Origin of the sequence: Mycobacterium sp. VKM Ac-1816D, from assembly GCF_000416385.1 — a bacterium.
GTDB classification, from domain to species: Bacteria; Actinomycetota; Actinomycetes; order Mycobacteriales; family Mycobacteriaceae; genus Mycobacterium; species Mycobacterium neoaurum_A.
In genome coordinates, this window is the sequence record NZ_AOHQ01000139.1 from 311,158 (window position 1) to 325,952 (window position 14,795).

A 14,795-nucleotide genomic window follows, 5' to 3' on the forward strand; every position below is an offset into this window, starting at 1 on the left:
GCGTCACATACGACGATTCTTCATTACCCAGATCACACTAGAAATGGAGTTCGTTCATCACAATCGATGATTACCGGACCCACTGGTAGAAAAACTTAAGGCGGAAAATCCTCAGTTCGGCCTGATGCGACGCACCGCGGGGGTCGTCTTGCCGTCGTGCTTGTAGGCGACCTCTTCGAATGTGTCGACCAGGGTGGCCTCGGCCGGGGTCAAACGGTGTTCGGACAGATGGGCCAGCAGGATCCGGCGTGATGGAGCGCCCCGCAGTGGGATGACCTTGACGTCCTCGCGGAGGTTGGACAGCGCCAATCGGGGCGCCATCGACACCCCGAGGTCGACGGCGACCATCGCCTGGGCCTCCTGGTAGTCGTTGGCGGCGAAGGCGACAGTGGGGGTGAAACCTGCGTTTTGGCAGGCCTTTTCGAGCGCGGCGCCGACCGGGTGATGATCCTCCCTGGTGATCCACTGCTCATCGGCGAGCTCGGCCATGTCCAGATACTCGCGATGGGCGAGGCGGTGGTTGACCGAGACCACCAGCGTCGGCGGATCCACCAACAGCTCGCGTACGACCAGTTCGCGATCGGTCACCGGCGCCCATTCGTAGTCCCACAGCAATGACAGTTCGACCTCGCCGTTGTCGAGCATGGCGCGCAGTGCCGCGAATCGGGAACTGCGCACCGTGAGCTTCACGGCCGGATGTCTGGCCTTGTACAGCTTGACAACCTGGGGTAGCAGACTCGATCCGACAGTGGGGAAGGTACCGAGGCGGACGGTCCCGGATCGCAGACCGGCGATCTCGTCGAGCTCGCTGCGGGCCGCCTGCAGTTGGGTTTCGATCCGCTCGGCACGCCGCGCCAGCGCCGCACCCGCTTCGGTCAATCGCACACCCCGGGCATGGCGTTCCAGCAGTGGCTGACCGGCCTCGGCTTCCAGCTTCGCGATCTGCTGCGAAATCGCCGAGGTGGTGTAGCTCAGGCGGTTGGCGGCGGCTGTCAACGAGCCGGCTCGCACCACGTCGACCAGCAATAACAACCGGCGAGGATCGAGCATCCCCAGCTCCATTCAGTTCATCTAAAGGGTAATCGAGATTTTCGTAATTGTACTCGACTCTGATGTGAGCCACGCTGAAGTCACAGCCAGGACGTGAGCGGCATCACCCTCTGCTCTGGCGCGTCGGCAGCGAGGAGAAAACGCCATGACCAGTCTGTGGGGCACGTGGATGCGCGGCGGGACCAGCAAGTGCTGGCTCTTCAACGCCGTGGATGTGGATCCGTTGCTGCGGATTATCGATCTCGACGCGGTCCTGATCGCGGCATTCGGTTCCGAGGACCCCCGCCAACTCGACGGCGTCGGCGGGGGGACCTCGACGACCTCCAAGGCCGCGATCGTGCGACGCTCCCGCCTCGACGACGTCGATGTCGACTACCTGTTCGCGCAGGTGGCCATCGGCCGTCGCGCCGTCGAATGGGGAAGCAACTGCGGGAACTGTGCCACCGCGATCGGCCTGTACGCCCTGCAGACCGGGATGGTGGCCGCCGCCCCGGAGACGACCGTCGTGCGGATGCGCAACCAGAACACCGGTGCCCGGCTGACCGCCCGGATCGCCACACCGGGCGGGATCATCCCCGCCGACGGTGATGCCGCGGTGCCGGGCACCAATGCACTCGGAGTCCCGGTATCGCTCACGTTCACCGATGTCGCGGCCAACCCGGACAGCGTGCTGCCCACCGGCTCGGTGACCGATGTCATCGACGTCGGCGGTCACCGCTACCGCGGCACATTCGTCAATGCCGGCGCCCCGGCCGCGCTCTTTCGTGCCGCGGACTTCGACCTGACCGGCGCCGAGGGCAATGATCAGCTGGCCGAACGGCTACCGGTGCTCATCGAACTACGCCGGAAGGCCGCGCTGGCAATGGGTTTGGCCAAGCCAGGAGATCCCGTGCAGCACGCCGTGCCGAAGGTCGGCATCATCGGCGCCGCGGGTGACTACGTCACCACCGACGGCACATTCATCCCCGCCGGCGCCTATGACGTGGCCGTCCGCATGGTGTCCATGCTCGCGCCGCACCCGGCGATCGGTCTCACCTCGGCCGTCGCCGTGTCCGCCGCGGCCGCGGTCCGCGGCAGCGTGGTGGCCGAGCAGCTCGCCGCCCACGTCGGCGGGACGCTGCGCCTGGGAACCGCGGCGGGGATCATCCCGGCCACGGTGACCACGACCGACATCGGTCTGCCCCGCGACGTATCCCTGCATCGGGCGGCCCGCCGGATCGCCAGGGCCGAATTGTTCCTCGCGGAATCGACACCCGCCTACGCCATGTCCGCACACCGCCCCAACCACTGAAGGAAATCATGAAAGTCACCATCGAGAACCTGACGTTGGCCTATCACGGCAACACCGTGGTCAAAGACCTGGACCTGGAGATCGCCGATGGCGAATCCCTGGTGCTGCTGGGGCAATCCGGTTGCGGTAAGACCAGCACCATGCGGTGTGTAGCCGGGCTGGAGACGCCGAGTATCGGCCGCATCAGCATCGGTGACCGCATTGTCCACGACAGCACGACGGGGCGATCTGTTCCGCCGCACAAGCGCAACGTCGGGATGGTCTTCCAGTCCTACGCGGTATGGCCGCATCGCACGGTCGCGCAGAATGTCGGGTTCGCGCTGAAGATGCAAAAGGTCGCGAAAAGCGAACTGGTGCAACGCGTCGACGAGGCGTTGCACCTGGTCGGTCTGGGCCACCTGGCCGACCGCGGCGCCAGCCAGCTCTCCGGTGGCCAGATGCAGCGTGTCGCGCTGGCCCGCAGCCTGGTCATGCGTCCAAGTGTGCTGATGCTCGACGAACCGCTGTCCAACCTCGACGCGCGGTTGCGGGAGCGGTTGCGGATGGAACTTCGCGAGCTGCAGTTGCGGCTCGGGCTGACCACGGTCTACGTCACACATGACCAGGTCGAGGCCTTCGCCCTCGCCGACCGCATCGCGTTGATGCAGCAGGGGCGCATAGTCCAGATCGGTTCCCCAGAACAGATATACAAGAGCCCATCGTGTGCGTCGATCGCCGAATTCCTCGGTATCGGTAACATTTTCAATGTCACGGCCGCACCCGGTGCGCTGGACTGCACGCTGACCGAACATCCCGCAATCTCGGTGGTCGTCGACTCGGCACGCCAGTTCGACGGCCCCGCGATCGTCTGCCTGCGCCCGGAAGATCTGCTGGTCACCGGTCCCGCCGAACCGGCACCCGCCGGCCAGCACTGGCTCGGTCGCGTCGAGGTCGCCAGCTACCAGGGCGCGTCGATTCGCTACCGGGTGACCCTGGACAACGGACCCGAGATCGAGGCGGTCGCCACGGGTAACGGCAGCCCGGTCCTGGGTATCGGCGAACCGGCCGTGGTGACCGCGCGACCCGGTGCGGCCCAGCTACTGGTCGACGACCGCACCGAGACACCCACGGCGGTGCCGGCATGAGCGCGCCGACTACGAAGCGACCGCCCGCCACGACAGCCCCGGCGGCGCTCCGCGGCGCCGAGCCCCGCCGCCGCAAGCGGTCGGCGCGCCGTTCGCTTCCGGTGCTGGTGCAGCTCGCCGTCCTCACGGTCATCGTCCTGTGCCCGATGTTCTTCATCCTCGCCGGTGCGTTCAGCGCGAATACCGAGCGGGACAATCTCTTCGACTTCGGTCGCTTCACCCTCGACAATTTCGCGGTGCTGGGGTCGGGAACCGCGCGGACGGCCCTGCTGAACTCGGCGGCCGTCGGGGTCGGGTCCTCCGTGGTCGCCCTGGTGATCGGCTGCCTGCTCGCCTTCCTGGCTGCCCGCACCGACATCCCTGGCCGCAAACTCATCTACGGCATCGCCATCATGCCGTTGTTCCTGCCGGCCCTGGTCGGAGCCCTGGCGTGGGCGCTGCTGGCCGGTCCGGCGACCGGCTACCTCAACCTTGCCTTCGGCGCCGTCGGTCTTCCACACCTGATGGACATCTACAGCTTCACCGGAATGATCTTCGTCCTGGGCCTGTACTACGCGCCGTATCCGTTTCTGATGGTGCACTCGGCGCTGTCGCTGATGAACCCCGATCTGGAGGATGCGGCCAGCCTCCATGGTGCGCCGGTACGGAAGATGCTGCGGGAGATCACGTTTCCCTTGGTGATGCCTGCCGTGCTCGGCTCGGCCATCCTGGTCTTCGCGCTCACGGTCGAGAACTTCCCGGTTGCCCAGGTGATCGGCGTGCCGGGGGGAGTGGACACCTTGCCCACCCTGATCTACCGGCTCATGAACGCATCCCCGGCGCGATCCAACGATGCCGCTGCGGTGGCCGTCGTGCTGACCGTGCTGTTGGTCGTCGTGGTGGCGATGCAACAGCGTGCCATGGGCGGCAAGGAGTTCACGACGGTCAGCGGTAAAGGAGTCCGGGCGCGGCAGGTGTCTCTTCGACGCTGGCGACTGCCCGCCGCGATGTTCGCGTGGAGCTATTTCGTCCTGGCTGTACTGCTGCCCGTCGGCGCCTTGATCATCGCTGCCATGCAGACCAGTCCGTACGTCGCCGATCTCGGTCAGCTCGCCCGCCCGGGTGCGTTGTCGCTGTGGAACATGGGCCAGACCCTGCAGAGCACCGATTTCCACCAGGTTGTGGTCAACAGCGTGGTGGTCGGGGTGGCCACCGCGGCGATCGGCACCGCGCTGTGCTTCGCGCTGGCGTACACGCGCTATCGGACCCAGGCGCCGGGCCGCAAACTGCTGGAGTACGTGGCGATGCTGCCACTGGCGGTCCCGGCGATCGTGTTGGGCCTCGGTCTGTTGTGGACGTGGCTGGCACTACCGGTACCCGTGTACGGCACGCTGGCGGTGCTCGTCATCGCGTTCGTGGCGGTGTTCCTGCCACAGGGCTATCGGGGGGTTTCCGCCTCGATCATCCAGTTGGACAAGGACCTCGAGGACAGTGCCGTGATGCTCGGCGCGCGTCGGCACCGCGCCATCACCTTCGTCACCGCTCCGCTGCTGAGGGTGGGCCTTTCTTCGACCTTCCTCCTGCTGATGATGCTGGCCATGCGCGAGCTGACCGCGGCGCTGTTCCTGTTCACCTCCGATACCCGGTTGTTGTCCATCGCGATCTTCGACGCCTACGACAACGGGTCATTTCAGTCAGCGGCGGAGCTCAGCCTGCTCTACTGCGCCGTCATCGGTGTGCTCGCAGTCCTGGCGCGCCGCTTCGGATCCAAGGAGATCTCATGAGATCGATCATCCGTCTCGTCATCGGACTCGTCTCCGCGACAACGGTATTGGCGGCCTGTACACCGCCGCCGCCCGCTCCGGACCTGACCAGGCCTGCCGCGTCGGTCTCGCGCGATTCGGCGTTGGTGATCGACGGTGAGCAGATCGCCGATCCGGATCTCTGGGCCGCTGCACAGAAGGATGGTCAGATCACCCTGTACAGCGGGTGGACGGCCGACAGCGAGGCCGCATTGCTCGATCAGTTCGAGGCGGATACCGGCCTTGAGGTGAAATTGATCCGGCTCACCCCGAATCGCCTGTACGAGCGGATCGTTGCCGAACATGGTGCTGGCAAGTTCAATGCAGATGTGGTGCGCATCTCCGATGCCGGCTTTGTCTCCGGACTCAGCCGACGCGGTGTGTTCCAGCCGTACACGCCACCCACCGCGACGAATCTGCGCCCCGACGTCGTCTTCGACGACGGCAGCTACTACCGCACGTTCAACCCGATCTATACCTTCGGCTACAACACCGCGCTGGTGGATCCGGCTGACGCGCCGACGAGTTGGAAGGATCTTCTCAACGACCGATGGAACGGCAAGCTCGGCATCGCCCAAGCCGGTGCCGGTGGCAGCGCTCTGGCGTTGACCCGTTTTCAGCGTGATGTGCTCGGCGATCAGTATCTGCGCGAGTATGCCGGGGAAACAAGGGTGTTCGATTCCCTCGGCGCCGAGCTGGACAGCCTGGCCCGCGGGGAGATCGATGCGGGCACCGTCGTGGTCAGCAGTGTGAACATCGCCGCCAACGAGAATGCCCCGGTCACCTTCGTCGTCCCCGACGAGGGGGTTACCGCCTACGACTACTACACCGGGGTGGCCTCGACCGCGACGCACCTGGCCGCGGCGAAGGTGTTCCTGAACTGGAATCTTTCCCAGCGCGGCCAGAACGTGTTGCGCGACATCGGTGAATACTCCGTCCGCGACGACGTGGCGGCCCCCAATGTGCGAGGTGTCCAGCTGCCGGACTTCGATGATCCGCGCGTGCACCGCATCACCCCGGCAGAGGCGACCGCGTGGTCTGAGCAGGACCAGCGGGCGTGGAATGCCATCTTCGGATACAACGAATAGAACGGCGGCGAGTCGCCGCAGTTTTGCTCCTGAGCAGGTCCCCAACCCGTAGTGTGACAACCCGGGTCCGCCGCGTGGGCGGACCCGGGCAGAGTTTGATCGCGATGCCACCTGTTCGGGGGGTGAGGGGTTTCACGATGTATGTCCCACGCCCGTTCGAGGCGATCAGGTGGCAATCACGTGTCGGGCACGGAATCGCGCGATGCGCAATCTGATCGCGGCGATCAATGCGTCCATTGATCCGGCGGCGTTGACCCGCCGGATCACCGAACAGATGTGCCTGTTCACCCCGAAAGCCGATGGCGCGGCCGTCAGCATCCTGGCGCCCAGCGACGAGTTCGTCGTGGTATCGGCCTTCGGTGTCGTGGAATCGTTGCTCGGCCTGCGCCTGCCGGTGGCCGGGACATTCCAGGGAATGGCGGTGGCCACCGGACGACCACAGCTCAGTGACGACGCACCCAACGATCCCGCCGTGACCGCCGAGGTGCGCGCCATCGGAGCGCGGCTGGGATTGCGCACCCTCGCCGTCTTTCCGCTGCGCCATCGCGATACCGCCATCGGCGCGCTGTCGATGACCTCCACACAACCGGGCCGATTCGACGAGCGTGATATCGCGGCGATGGCCGCGGCGAGCACGTTCATCTCGGGACTGATCAGCGCCCACACCGAGCTCTCTGCGCTGCTGGACGCGTTTCTGGTGGACCCGAACCTGCCGGACGACTCCACCACACGGTTCCTGGCCTCGGTATTGCTTCCCGATATGGCGCGCGAGGACCGATTGCATCAGCGACTGGACGCCGTGCTGGCAGATCCGGCCAACCTGGACATCGTGTTCCAGCCGATCGTCGATCTGAACACCGGGGGCGTCACCGGCTTCGAAGGATTGTGCCGATTCCCGACCGACGGCGAGTTGACCCCGAAACAGTGGTTCGATGTCGCACGCCGCCTCGGCCGGAGTCTCAGTTTGGAACTGGCGGCGCTGCGACGCCTGCTGGTCAACGCCGAGGATCTTCCACCGGCGTCCTTCGTGGCCGCCAATCTCAGTCCGGTGACGGCGATGAACCCTACGGTGCAAGAACTCCTGGTCTCGGTGCCGCGGCCGCTGGTTGTCGAGATCACCGAACACGAGCCGTTCCCGGACGACCTCGCCGAAGCGCTGAAACCGTTGCGGGAAGCAGGGATCCGCCTCGCCATCGACGACGCGGGTGCGGGTTTCGCGAGCTTCAACCAGTTGTTGCGCCTCCGTCCGGACATCATCAAGATCGACGGAGATCTCACCTCGGGCATCGCCACCGACCCGGTCCGGCGTGCGCTGGCATCGTCGATCGTGCGGCTGGGCAATGAATTGAACGCCGTGACGGTCTCCGAAGCGGTCGAGGATCCCCAGCAGTTGGGCACCCTTCGCGACCTCGGGGTGGACCTGGGCCAGGGGTACCTGTTCGGGCGTCCGGTCGCCTACCGTGCCGGCGGACCCGTGACGATGTCGGGATGAACCGTGCTACACCCCGCCGCGGCGCAGCATCCGGCCGTGTGGGTTCGTGAAGTCGATCTTCTTGCCGCGCAGCCAGGTGCTCGTGACGACCCCGGCGAGTGCCCGCCCGTCATAGGGGCTGACCGGATTCTTGTGGTGCAGCTTGTGGACGTCGACAACCTGCGCGGAGTCCGGTTCGAAAATGGCGAAGTCGGCGTCGTAACCGAGTGCGATCTTGCCCTTGGTGTTCAGTCCCGCCAATGCGGCGGGTTTGGCGGCCATCCAGTCCAGGACCTGGGTCAGCTCGATACCGCGGCGCTTGGCCTCGGTCCAGATGAGCGACAGGCCGAGCTGCAGTGAGGCGACCCCGCCCCACGCGATACCGAAGTCGCCGTTCTCGACATCCTTCAGATCGATCGTCGACGGCGAATGGTCGGAGACGATGCAGTCGATCGTGCCGTCGAGCAGCCCCTGCCACAGCAGTTCCCTATTCGACGCCTCGCGGATCGGTGGGCAGCACTTGAAGGCCGTCGCGCCGTTCGGGATCTCCTCGGCCAGCAGTGTCAGATAGTGAGGGCAGGTCTCCACCGTGATCTTGACGCCGTCCCGCTTCGCTGTCGCGAGCATCGGCAGCGCGTCGGAGGAGGACAGATGCAGGATATGGGCGCGCACACCGGTCCAGCGGGCGCGTTCGATCACCTCGGCGATCGCGACGTTCTCGGCGCCACGGGGACGGGAGGCGAGGAACCTTTCGTACTTGTTGCCCTCGGCAGACGGGGCGCGATCGATGGCGCGGGAGTCTTCGGCGTGCACGATCATCATGGAGTCGAAACCGGCCAGCACGGCCATGTCCTTTTCCATCTCATCGGCGTCGAGGTGGGGGAACTCATCGACACCCGAGTGCAGCAGGAAGCATTTGAAGCCGAAGACACCGTCGTCGTGCAGACCCCGCAGGTCGTCGGTGTTACCGGGGATGGCGCCACCCCAGAATCCGACGTCGATGTGGGTCTTTCCGGAAGCCGCCGCCCGCTTGGCGTTGAGCGCCTCTACATTGACCGTCGGCGGAATCGAGTTCAGCGGCATATCGATCAAGGTGGTCACGCCACCGGCCGCGGCGGCGCGGGTCGCGGAGTCGAAGCCCTCCCACTCGGTGCGACCCGGCTCGTTGACGTGCACGTGGGTATCGACCAAGCCGGGGATCATCACCTGCTCGTCGGTCAGTTCGATGATCTCGGTGGCGGTGAGGCCGCTGCCCAGCGGTTCGATCGCGACGATACGGCCGTCGCGGATACCGATCTCGCGCGCCACGATGCCCGCGGTCGTCAAGGTGCGTTCACCACGGACCACCAGGTCGTATTCGGGCCGATCCGACGGTGGGGGCGTGTCGTCAGCGATCGAAGTCATCGGCAGCTCTCCATAGCGAGGAACATACGTCCTCGATCAAATTCCTCATTGTGGAAGTAAGGCTCCATCGTAGTGCGAGGTTAGATGTGAGCGCCGACACAGTCAATTGCGACCGAAGGCTTGACACACGGTGTCCACATACGCGTTACTTATGAAATCTGTGGAATCTTTTTTCCGCACAGTGGAATTCTGGCGGCGACGTCCCAGGCGTCGGCGCTCCTACCGTGACAGGCGTATCCCATGAGCACAGAGTCCACCGGCCTCCTCGGCGGCTCCGATCGCAATGATGCGGCAGCACTCGCCGATGTGAGTCCGCAGCTGTACAACGCCGATCTCGCACCCACCAAACGTGCCGGCCGACGCTGGGGTGCGTACAACATCTTCACCCTGTGGGCCAACGACGTGCACAGTCTGGGCAACTACTCGTTCGCCATCGGGCTGTTCGCCCTCGGCCTGGGCGGGTGGCAGATCCTGCTGGCGCTCGGCCTCGGCGGGATGTTCCTGTTCCTGCTTCTCAATCTGTCCGGGTTCATGGGGGAGAAGACCGGCGTCCCGTTCCCGGTGATGAGCCGCATCGCCTTCGGTATCCGGGGCGCGCAGATCCCCGCCTTGATCCGCGGTGCGGTGGCGATCGCCTGGTTCGGCATCCAGACCTATTTGGCCTCGGTGGTGTTGCGCATCATGATCATCGCGCTCGCGCCGTCGGCGGCGACTTTGGACTCGAACAGCTTCCTGGGACTGTCGACGCTGGGCTGGATCTCGTTCGTCTCGCTGTGGGTGATCCAGGTGATCATCGTCAGCTACGGCATGGAAATGATCCGCAAGTACGAGGCGTTCGCCGGCCCGGTCATCCTGTTCACCATGATTGCGCTGGCGATCTGGATGGTCAGTAACGCCGACTGGAGCATTGCGTGGTCGACGCCCGATTCGCTGACCGGCGTCGACATGTGGCTGAAGATCATCGGCGGCGCGAGCCTGTGGGTCGCGATCTACGGCACGTTCGTGCTCAACTTCTGCGACTTCACCCGTAACGCGACATCAAAAGGCGCCATCGTGCGCGGCAACTTCTGGGGCATCCCGTTGAACATGCTGGTGTTCGGCGGCATCGTGATCACGCTTGCCGGTGCACAGTTCCGCATCGACGGACGCATCATCGAAGCGCCGGCCGATATCGTCCAGGAGGTGCCGAACACGCTGCTGCTGGTGCTCGCGGCACTCGCGTTGCTGATCCTCACCATCGCTGTCAACCTCATGGCGAACTTCGTCGCCCCGATCTATGCGCTGAACAACCTTTTCCCCGAGCACCTCAACTTCCGCCGTGCGGCGTTCATCTCGGCGGTCATCGGCCTGGTGATCCTGCCGTGGAACCTGTACAACTCGCCTGCGGTCATCAACTACTTCCTTGGCGGTCTCGGCGCCATCCTCGGGCCCCTGTTCGGCATCATCATGGTCGACTACTGGCTGGTGCGGCGATCGAAGATCAACGTGCTGGCCCTGTTCACCGTCGACGCGGCCGGGGAGTATCACTACGCGAAGGGCGTGAACATGCGTGCCGTCGCCGCCCTTGCCATCACAGCGGTCGCTGCACTGCTGATGGCCTTCGTCCCGGCGTTCAAGATCGTCTCGGAGTTCTCCTGGTTCATCGGGGCCGGACTCGGCGCGATCGTCTACTGGATGCTCGCGGACCGTCGGGGCCCCTTCAACGATGTGTCCGGAGAGCCCATCGCCGTGACCAGCACGCACCACTAGGGACCTCATGAGAATTCTGGTAGCCAACGTCAACACGACCGTTTCGATGACCGAGGCGATCGCGGTGTCCGCGCGCGGTGTCGCCTCGCCGGGCACGGAGATCATCGGCATCACACCGCGTTTCGGCGCCGACTCGTGCGAGGGAAACTTCGAGAGCTATCTCGCCGCCATCGCCGTGATGGACGCGATCACTTCGTATGCTGATCCGTTCGACGCGGTGATCCAGGCAGGCTACGGCGAGCACGGCCGCGAGGGCTTGCAGGAGTTGCTCGACGTGCCGGTCGTCGACATCACCGAGGCGGCGGCGTCGACGGCGATGTATCTGGGCCACAAGTACTCGGTGGTCACCTCACTCGACCGCACGGTGCCGCTGATCGAAGACCGCCTGAAGCTGGCCGGCCTGGACGCCCGATGTGCTTCGGTGCGAGCATCGGGCCTCGGTGTGCTGGAACTGGAATCCGATCCCGAGCGTGCCGTGCAGGCGATCGTTTCGCAGGCGCGTGAGGCCGTCGAGAAGGATCACGCCGAGGTGATCTGCCTCGGGTGCGGCGGTATGGCCGAATTGGAGGCGAAGGTCTCGGCCGCCACCGGTGTGCCGATCGTCGATGGCGTCCGCTCGGCGGTGACCATCGCCGAAGGGCTTGTCCGGATGGGACTGTCCACCTCGAAGGTGCGTACCTATGCCACTCCGCGGCAGAAGAAGGTCACGGGCTGGCCATTCCAGTTGTAGGCCAAGAACTCTCAGACGACACCGGGCACCCATCGGGTGCCCGGTGTCGTTTCGTCAGAGCATGATCTGGCGGTTGACGTCCTTGTACAACAGGTAGCGGAAATTCGATGGACCACCGGCGTAGCACGCCTGCGGGCAGAAGGCGCGCAGCGAGAGGAAGTCGCCTTCCTGAACTTCCACCCAGTCTCCGTTGAGGTGGTAGACGGCCTTGCCTTCGAGCATCAGCAGCCCGTGCTCCATCACATGGGTCTCGGCGAAGGGAATGCTCGCGCCCGGCTCGAACGTCACGATGTTGACATGCATGTCGTAGGCCAGATCCTGCGGATCGAGCATGCGGGTCGTACGCCATTTCCCATCGGTTCCCGGCATCGCCGACGGTTCGATATCCCGCTCGTTGCCGAACTTCACCGACGGCGAGTGGCCCTGGATCACCTCGTAGCGCTTGCGAATCCACACGAACGTCGCATCGGCATCACCGGCGTTGTGCGCCGACCACTCGGTGCCGGCCGGCAGGTAGGCGAAGCCGCCCTCCGACAGTGTCTGCGACTGCCCCGCCGCGTCGACCGTCAGTGCCCCCGAGGTGACGAACAGAAAGCTCTGGACCTCCGGTTGAGGTTCTGGCCGCTGTGCGCCACCGCCCGGCTTCACCTCGACGATCGCCTGGAAGTACGTCGTCGCACCACCGGCCACGGGTCGATTGATGATCCACGCGCGGGTGTCCGTCCACTCCGGGAACACCGAGGTGACGATGTCGGAGAGAACCCCGCGGGGGATGACGGTGTACGCCTCGGTGACGATGGCCCGATCGGTCAACAGGTCGGTCTGCGGCGGCAGTCCGCCACGGGGCGTGTAGTAGGACGCTGCGGTCACGGGTTGGGTCACGGGGTGCTCCTGATTGTGCGGCCGAGCGCGATATCACGCACGGTGGACGTGGAAAGGTCGGTGGCGGTTTCGATCTCGTCGCCGGTGAGCGCGCCGCATACGCTGCCGCGGTGGATCACACTCGCCAGTGCCCGAGCGGTGGCCGGCTCGTCCATGACCGTGGAGTCGAGTCGGTGTACGTAGTTGCGCAGGCGCGTCGCAGCGGGGGTGAAGGCGCGGCGGTAGAACGCGTAGGTCGAGAGGTATCGGGTGACGAGTTGGGCGGGGTGCATGTCCCAGCCCTGATAGATCCCCCGTTCGAGATGCCGGCGGACCAGGCGTGCGTGCAGGGTCCACGCCATCGCGATGTTGTCGGGGTCGCCGACGGGCAGGATGTTGGTGGAGCCGTCGGACATGTGGACACCGGTTCCGGCGACGGCGAGTTGCATGACGTTCTTGGCATGGTCGGCAGCCGGATGCTCCATCGACTGATAGGCGGCGGCGATGCCGAGGGACGCCGAGTAGTCATAGGTGCCGTAGTGCAACGAGCTGACGCGCCCCTGTCCTGCGTGGATGAATTGGGCGACCGGGGCGCGACCGTCGGCGCCGAGGATGGCCTGCGGCGTTTCGACCTGTACTTCGAAGCGGATGCGGCCCGCGGGAAGTCCGTTGGCCGCCTCGAGGGCGCGCGCCACCGCAACCATCGCCTCGACCTGATCGACCGAGGTCACCTTGGGCAGGGTGAGGGCCAAACCGTCGGGCAGTCTGCCGGATTCGACGAGCCCGCTGACGAACATGTCGAGCGTCCGCAATCCGCGGGCCCGGTTGCCTGCTTCGAGGCACTTGAAGCGGATACCGACGAACGGCGTCGAGCTGCCTGCATCGATCGCGCTGCGCAGTGCCGTCAGTGCCCGTTCGACATCGGCATCCTCGGTGGCGTCGTCGAACGTGCCGTAGCCGTCCTCGAAGTCGATGCGAAGGTCCTCGATCGGTTCGGTGCGCAGCTTGTGGTCCACCAGCGCGGCCAGCGTGTCGGGCGCACAGTCGGTTCCTTCGTCGGCTCCGACGAGTGCCGCCACCGCGTCGAGTCCGCCGGCCGAGCCGGCCGCGGCCAGGGCAGCGGTGCCCCAATCGGTGGGCGTCGTGGCTGCGTACCGATTGGCCGGGACATAGACGGTGTGCACCGGCTGCCGACGGCCGTCGTCACCGGGATAGCGGGCGGCCAGATGCGCGTCGGCGGCCGCCAGCCGATGGTCGACGTCGGCCAGCACCGCATCGTCGAGGCGTCGTGTCACTGGTATTCCTTTCGGGCGTGGAAATGCCGATCAAACTGAAATTCCACAATGTGGAGTTTAGCGTGGGGACGGGTCGCAGCACGAAGAAGTCCGAGATAACCCCGTAGAGATTCCGTATTGCGGAATCATTTCATCGGATGTTGGATGAAACGCACATCGTCTACCGAAAGTGGGTCGCATGACGGAACGGTCAGGCGGGGTCCAGTCGGTGGAACGCGCCTTCGAGTTGATGGAGTTGATCGGGCGGGCGGGAGGGGAGTGCTCGCTCACCGAGTTGTCGTCAGAGTCGCCATTGCCGCCACCCACGATTCACCGCCTGTTGCGCACACTGGTCAATCTGGGTTATGTACGGCAGCTGCCCAACCGTCGCTATGCGTTGGGGCCGAGACTGATTCGACTCGGTGAGGTGGCCAATCGCCAGTTGGGTGCGGTGGCCATGCCGGTACTGCAGGCGCTGGTCGACGAACTGTCGGAAACCGCGAGCCTGGCCGTGCTCGACGGCGACATGGTGATCTACACGGGTCAGGTGCTGCCGTCGACGCTGATGCGCAACGGCACCGAGGTGGGCAAGCGCGTCGGCCTGCATACCTCGGGTGTCGGCAAAGCCGTCCTCGGCGAACTGGAGGACGCGCGCATCCTGAAACTGGTCACCCAGTCCGGGCTCCCGGCACCGACCGAGAACAGTGCCTCGACGCTTTCGGCGGTGTTCGCCAAGGTCGAGCGTGTTCGCGCCGATGGTTACGCGATCGATGACGAGGAATGCGAAATGGGGATCCGGTCGGTGGCGATGGCGGTTCCCGGCGCACCCACACCCATGGCGATCGGCATCTCCGGCCCGGCCGCGCGCATGCACAAGGACGCCATCACTCGGGCTGTGCCTGCGCTGAAGAGGGCGACCGGGGTGATCTCCGAGGCGCTGATCGGATCGCGGGAACCGTAGGTCCGCTCAGG

The 14,795-nt window shown here is 65.3% G+C and carries 12 protein-coding genes; 8 read left to right on the forward strand and 4 right to left on the reverse strand.

Going from position 1 to position 14,795, the window contains the following annotated elements:
- Positions 1–111 precede the first annotated feature (111 nt).
- Positions 112–1,050, reverse strand: coding sequence for a LysR family transcriptional regulator (locus tag G154_RS19925; protein WP_023985798.1), 939 nt, complete (start codon positions 1,048–1,050; stop codon positions 112–114).
- 145 nt (positions 1,051–1,195) lie between these two features.
- Here G154_RS19925 and G154_RS19930 point away from each other — a divergent pair, with 145 nt between their 5' ends.
- The 5 genes from G154_RS19930 to G154_RS19950 all read left to right on the forward strand — a co-directional run bounded on the left by G154_RS19930 (position 1,196) and on the right by G154_RS19950 (position 7,826).
- A complete protein-coding gene (locus G154_RS19930) occupies positions 1,196–2,341 on the forward strand; it encodes a PrpF domain-containing protein (protein ID WP_019512727.1) in 1,146 nt (381 codons plus the stop codon).
- Between the two features lie 8 nt (positions 2,342–2,349).
- Positions 2,350–3,465, forward strand: coding sequence for an ABC transporter ATP-binding protein (locus G154_RS19935; protein ID WP_019512728.1), 1,116 nt, complete (start codon positions 2,350–2,352; stop codon positions 3,463–3,465).
- Positions 3,462–5,228 (forward strand): iron ABC transporter permease, encoded by a 1,767-nt coding sequence (locus G154_RS19940; RefSeq protein ID WP_023985799.1) that lies wholly within the window; start codon positions 3,462–3,464, stop codon positions 5,226–5,228. The genes G154_RS19935 and G154_RS19940 overlap by 4 nt, the downstream gene beginning before the upstream one ends.
- Positions 5,225–6,334 carry an ABC transporter substrate-binding protein gene (locus G154_RS19945; protein WP_019512730.1) on the forward strand — a complete coding sequence of 370 codons (1,110 nt, stop codon included), beginning with the start codon at positions 5,225–5,227 and terminating at the stop codon, positions 6,332–6,334. Before G154_RS19940 ends, G154_RS19945 begins: the two co-directional genes overlap by 4 nt.
- A 202-nt stretch (positions 6,335–6,536) precedes the next feature.
- A complete protein-coding gene (locus tag G154_RS19950; RefSeq protein WP_019512731.1) occupies positions 6,537–7,826 on the forward strand; it encodes an EAL domain-containing protein in 1,290 nt (429 codons plus the stop codon).
- A gap of 6 nt (positions 7,827–7,832) precedes the next feature.
- On the opposite strand, the gene allB is transcribed toward G154_RS19950, so the two are convergent.
- Positions 7,833–9,209, reverse strand: a complete 1,377-nt coding sequence (gene allB, locus G154_RS19955) for an allantoinase AllB (protein ID WP_019512732.1) — start codon at positions 9,207–9,209, stop codon at positions 7,833–7,835.
- 240 nt (positions 9,210–9,449) lie between these two features.
- On the opposite strand from allB, the gene G154_RS19960 reads away from it, so the two are divergent.
- Together G154_RS19960 and G154_RS19965 are read left to right on the forward strand one after the other, a co-directional pair.
- Positions 9,450–10,958, forward strand: a complete 1,509-nt coding sequence (locus tag G154_RS19960) for an NCS1 family nucleobase:cation symporter-1 (RefSeq protein ID WP_019512733.1) — start codon at positions 9,450–9,452, stop codon at positions 10,956–10,958.
- A gap of 7 nt (positions 10,959–10,965) precedes the next feature.
- On the forward strand, positions 10,966–11,688 hold the full coding sequence (locus tag G154_RS19965; protein WP_023985802.1) for an aspartate/glutamate racemase family protein: 723 nt from the start codon (positions 10,966–10,968) through the stop codon (positions 11,686–11,688).
- A gap of 54 nt (positions 11,689–11,742) precedes the next feature.
- Here the strand turns inward: G154_RS19965 and G154_RS19970 are convergent, their stop codons facing one another.
- Positions 11,743–12,558, reverse strand: coding sequence for a bifunctional allantoicase/(S)-ureidoglycine aminohydrolase (locus G154_RS19970; protein ID WP_023985803.1), 816 nt, complete (start codon positions 12,556–12,558; stop codon positions 11,743–11,745).
- A gap of 8 nt (positions 12,559–12,566) precedes the next feature.
- Positions 12,567–13,844: an aldolase/citrate lyase family protein gene (locus G154_RS19975; RefSeq protein WP_019512736.1), complete on the reverse strand. Its 1,278-nt coding sequence runs from the start codon at positions 13,842–13,844 to the stop codon at positions 12,567–12,569.
- A gap of 178 nt (positions 13,845–14,022) precedes the next feature.
- On the opposite strand from G154_RS19975, the gene G154_RS19980 reads away from it, so the two are divergent.
- The gene (locus G154_RS19980; RefSeq protein ID WP_023985804.1) at positions 14,023–14,784 is read left to right on the forward strand and encodes an IclR family transcriptional regulator; all 762 of its coding nucleotides are present in this window, start codon (positions 14,023–14,025) and stop codon (positions 14,782–14,784) included.
- The last annotated feature ends 11 nt before the right edge of the window (positions 14,785–14,795 follow it).

What these genes read in the sequence shown, in the direction of transcription:
- G154_RS19925 (WP_023985798.1), bottom strand. Translation starts at nt 1,050, where the DNA reads ATGCTCGATCCTCGCCGGTTGTTATTGCTGGTCGACGTGGTGCGAGCC.
- G154_RS19940 (WP_023985799.1), top strand. Translation starts at nt 3,462, where the DNA reads ATGAGCGCGCCGACTACGAAGCGACCGCCCGCCACGACAGCCCCGGCG.
- G154_RS19935 (WP_019512728.1), top strand. Translation starts at nt 2,350, where the DNA reads ATGAAAGTCACCATCGAGAACCTGACGTTGGCCTATCACGGCAACACC.
- G154_RS19980 (WP_023985804.1), top strand. Translation starts at nt 14,023, where the DNA reads ATGACGGAACGGTCAGGCGGGGTCCAGTCGGTGGAACGCGCCTTCGAG.
- allB (WP_019512732.1), bottom strand. Translation starts at nt 9,209, where the DNA reads ATGACTTCGATCGCTGACGACACGCCCCCACCGTCGGATCGGCCCGAA.
- G154_RS19930 (WP_019512727.1), top strand. Translation starts at nt 1,196, where the DNA reads ATGACCAGTCTGTGGGGCACGTGGATGCGCGGCGGGACCAGCAAGTGC.
- G154_RS19965 (WP_023985802.1), top strand. Translation starts at nt 10,966, where the DNA reads ATGAGAATTCTGGTAGCCAACGTCAACACGACCGTTTCGATGACCGAG.
- G154_RS19950 (WP_019512731.1), top strand. Translation starts at nt 6,537, where the DNA reads ATGCGCAATCTGATCGCGGCGATCAATGCGTCCATTGATCCGGCGGCG.
- G154_RS19945 (WP_019512730.1), top strand. Translation starts at nt 5,225, where the DNA reads ATGAGATCGATCATCCGTCTCGTCATCGGACTCGTCTCCGCGACAACG.
- G154_RS19960 (WP_019512733.1), top strand. Translation starts at nt 9,450, where the DNA reads ATGAGCACAGAGTCCACCGGCCTCCTCGGCGGCTCCGATCGCAATGAT.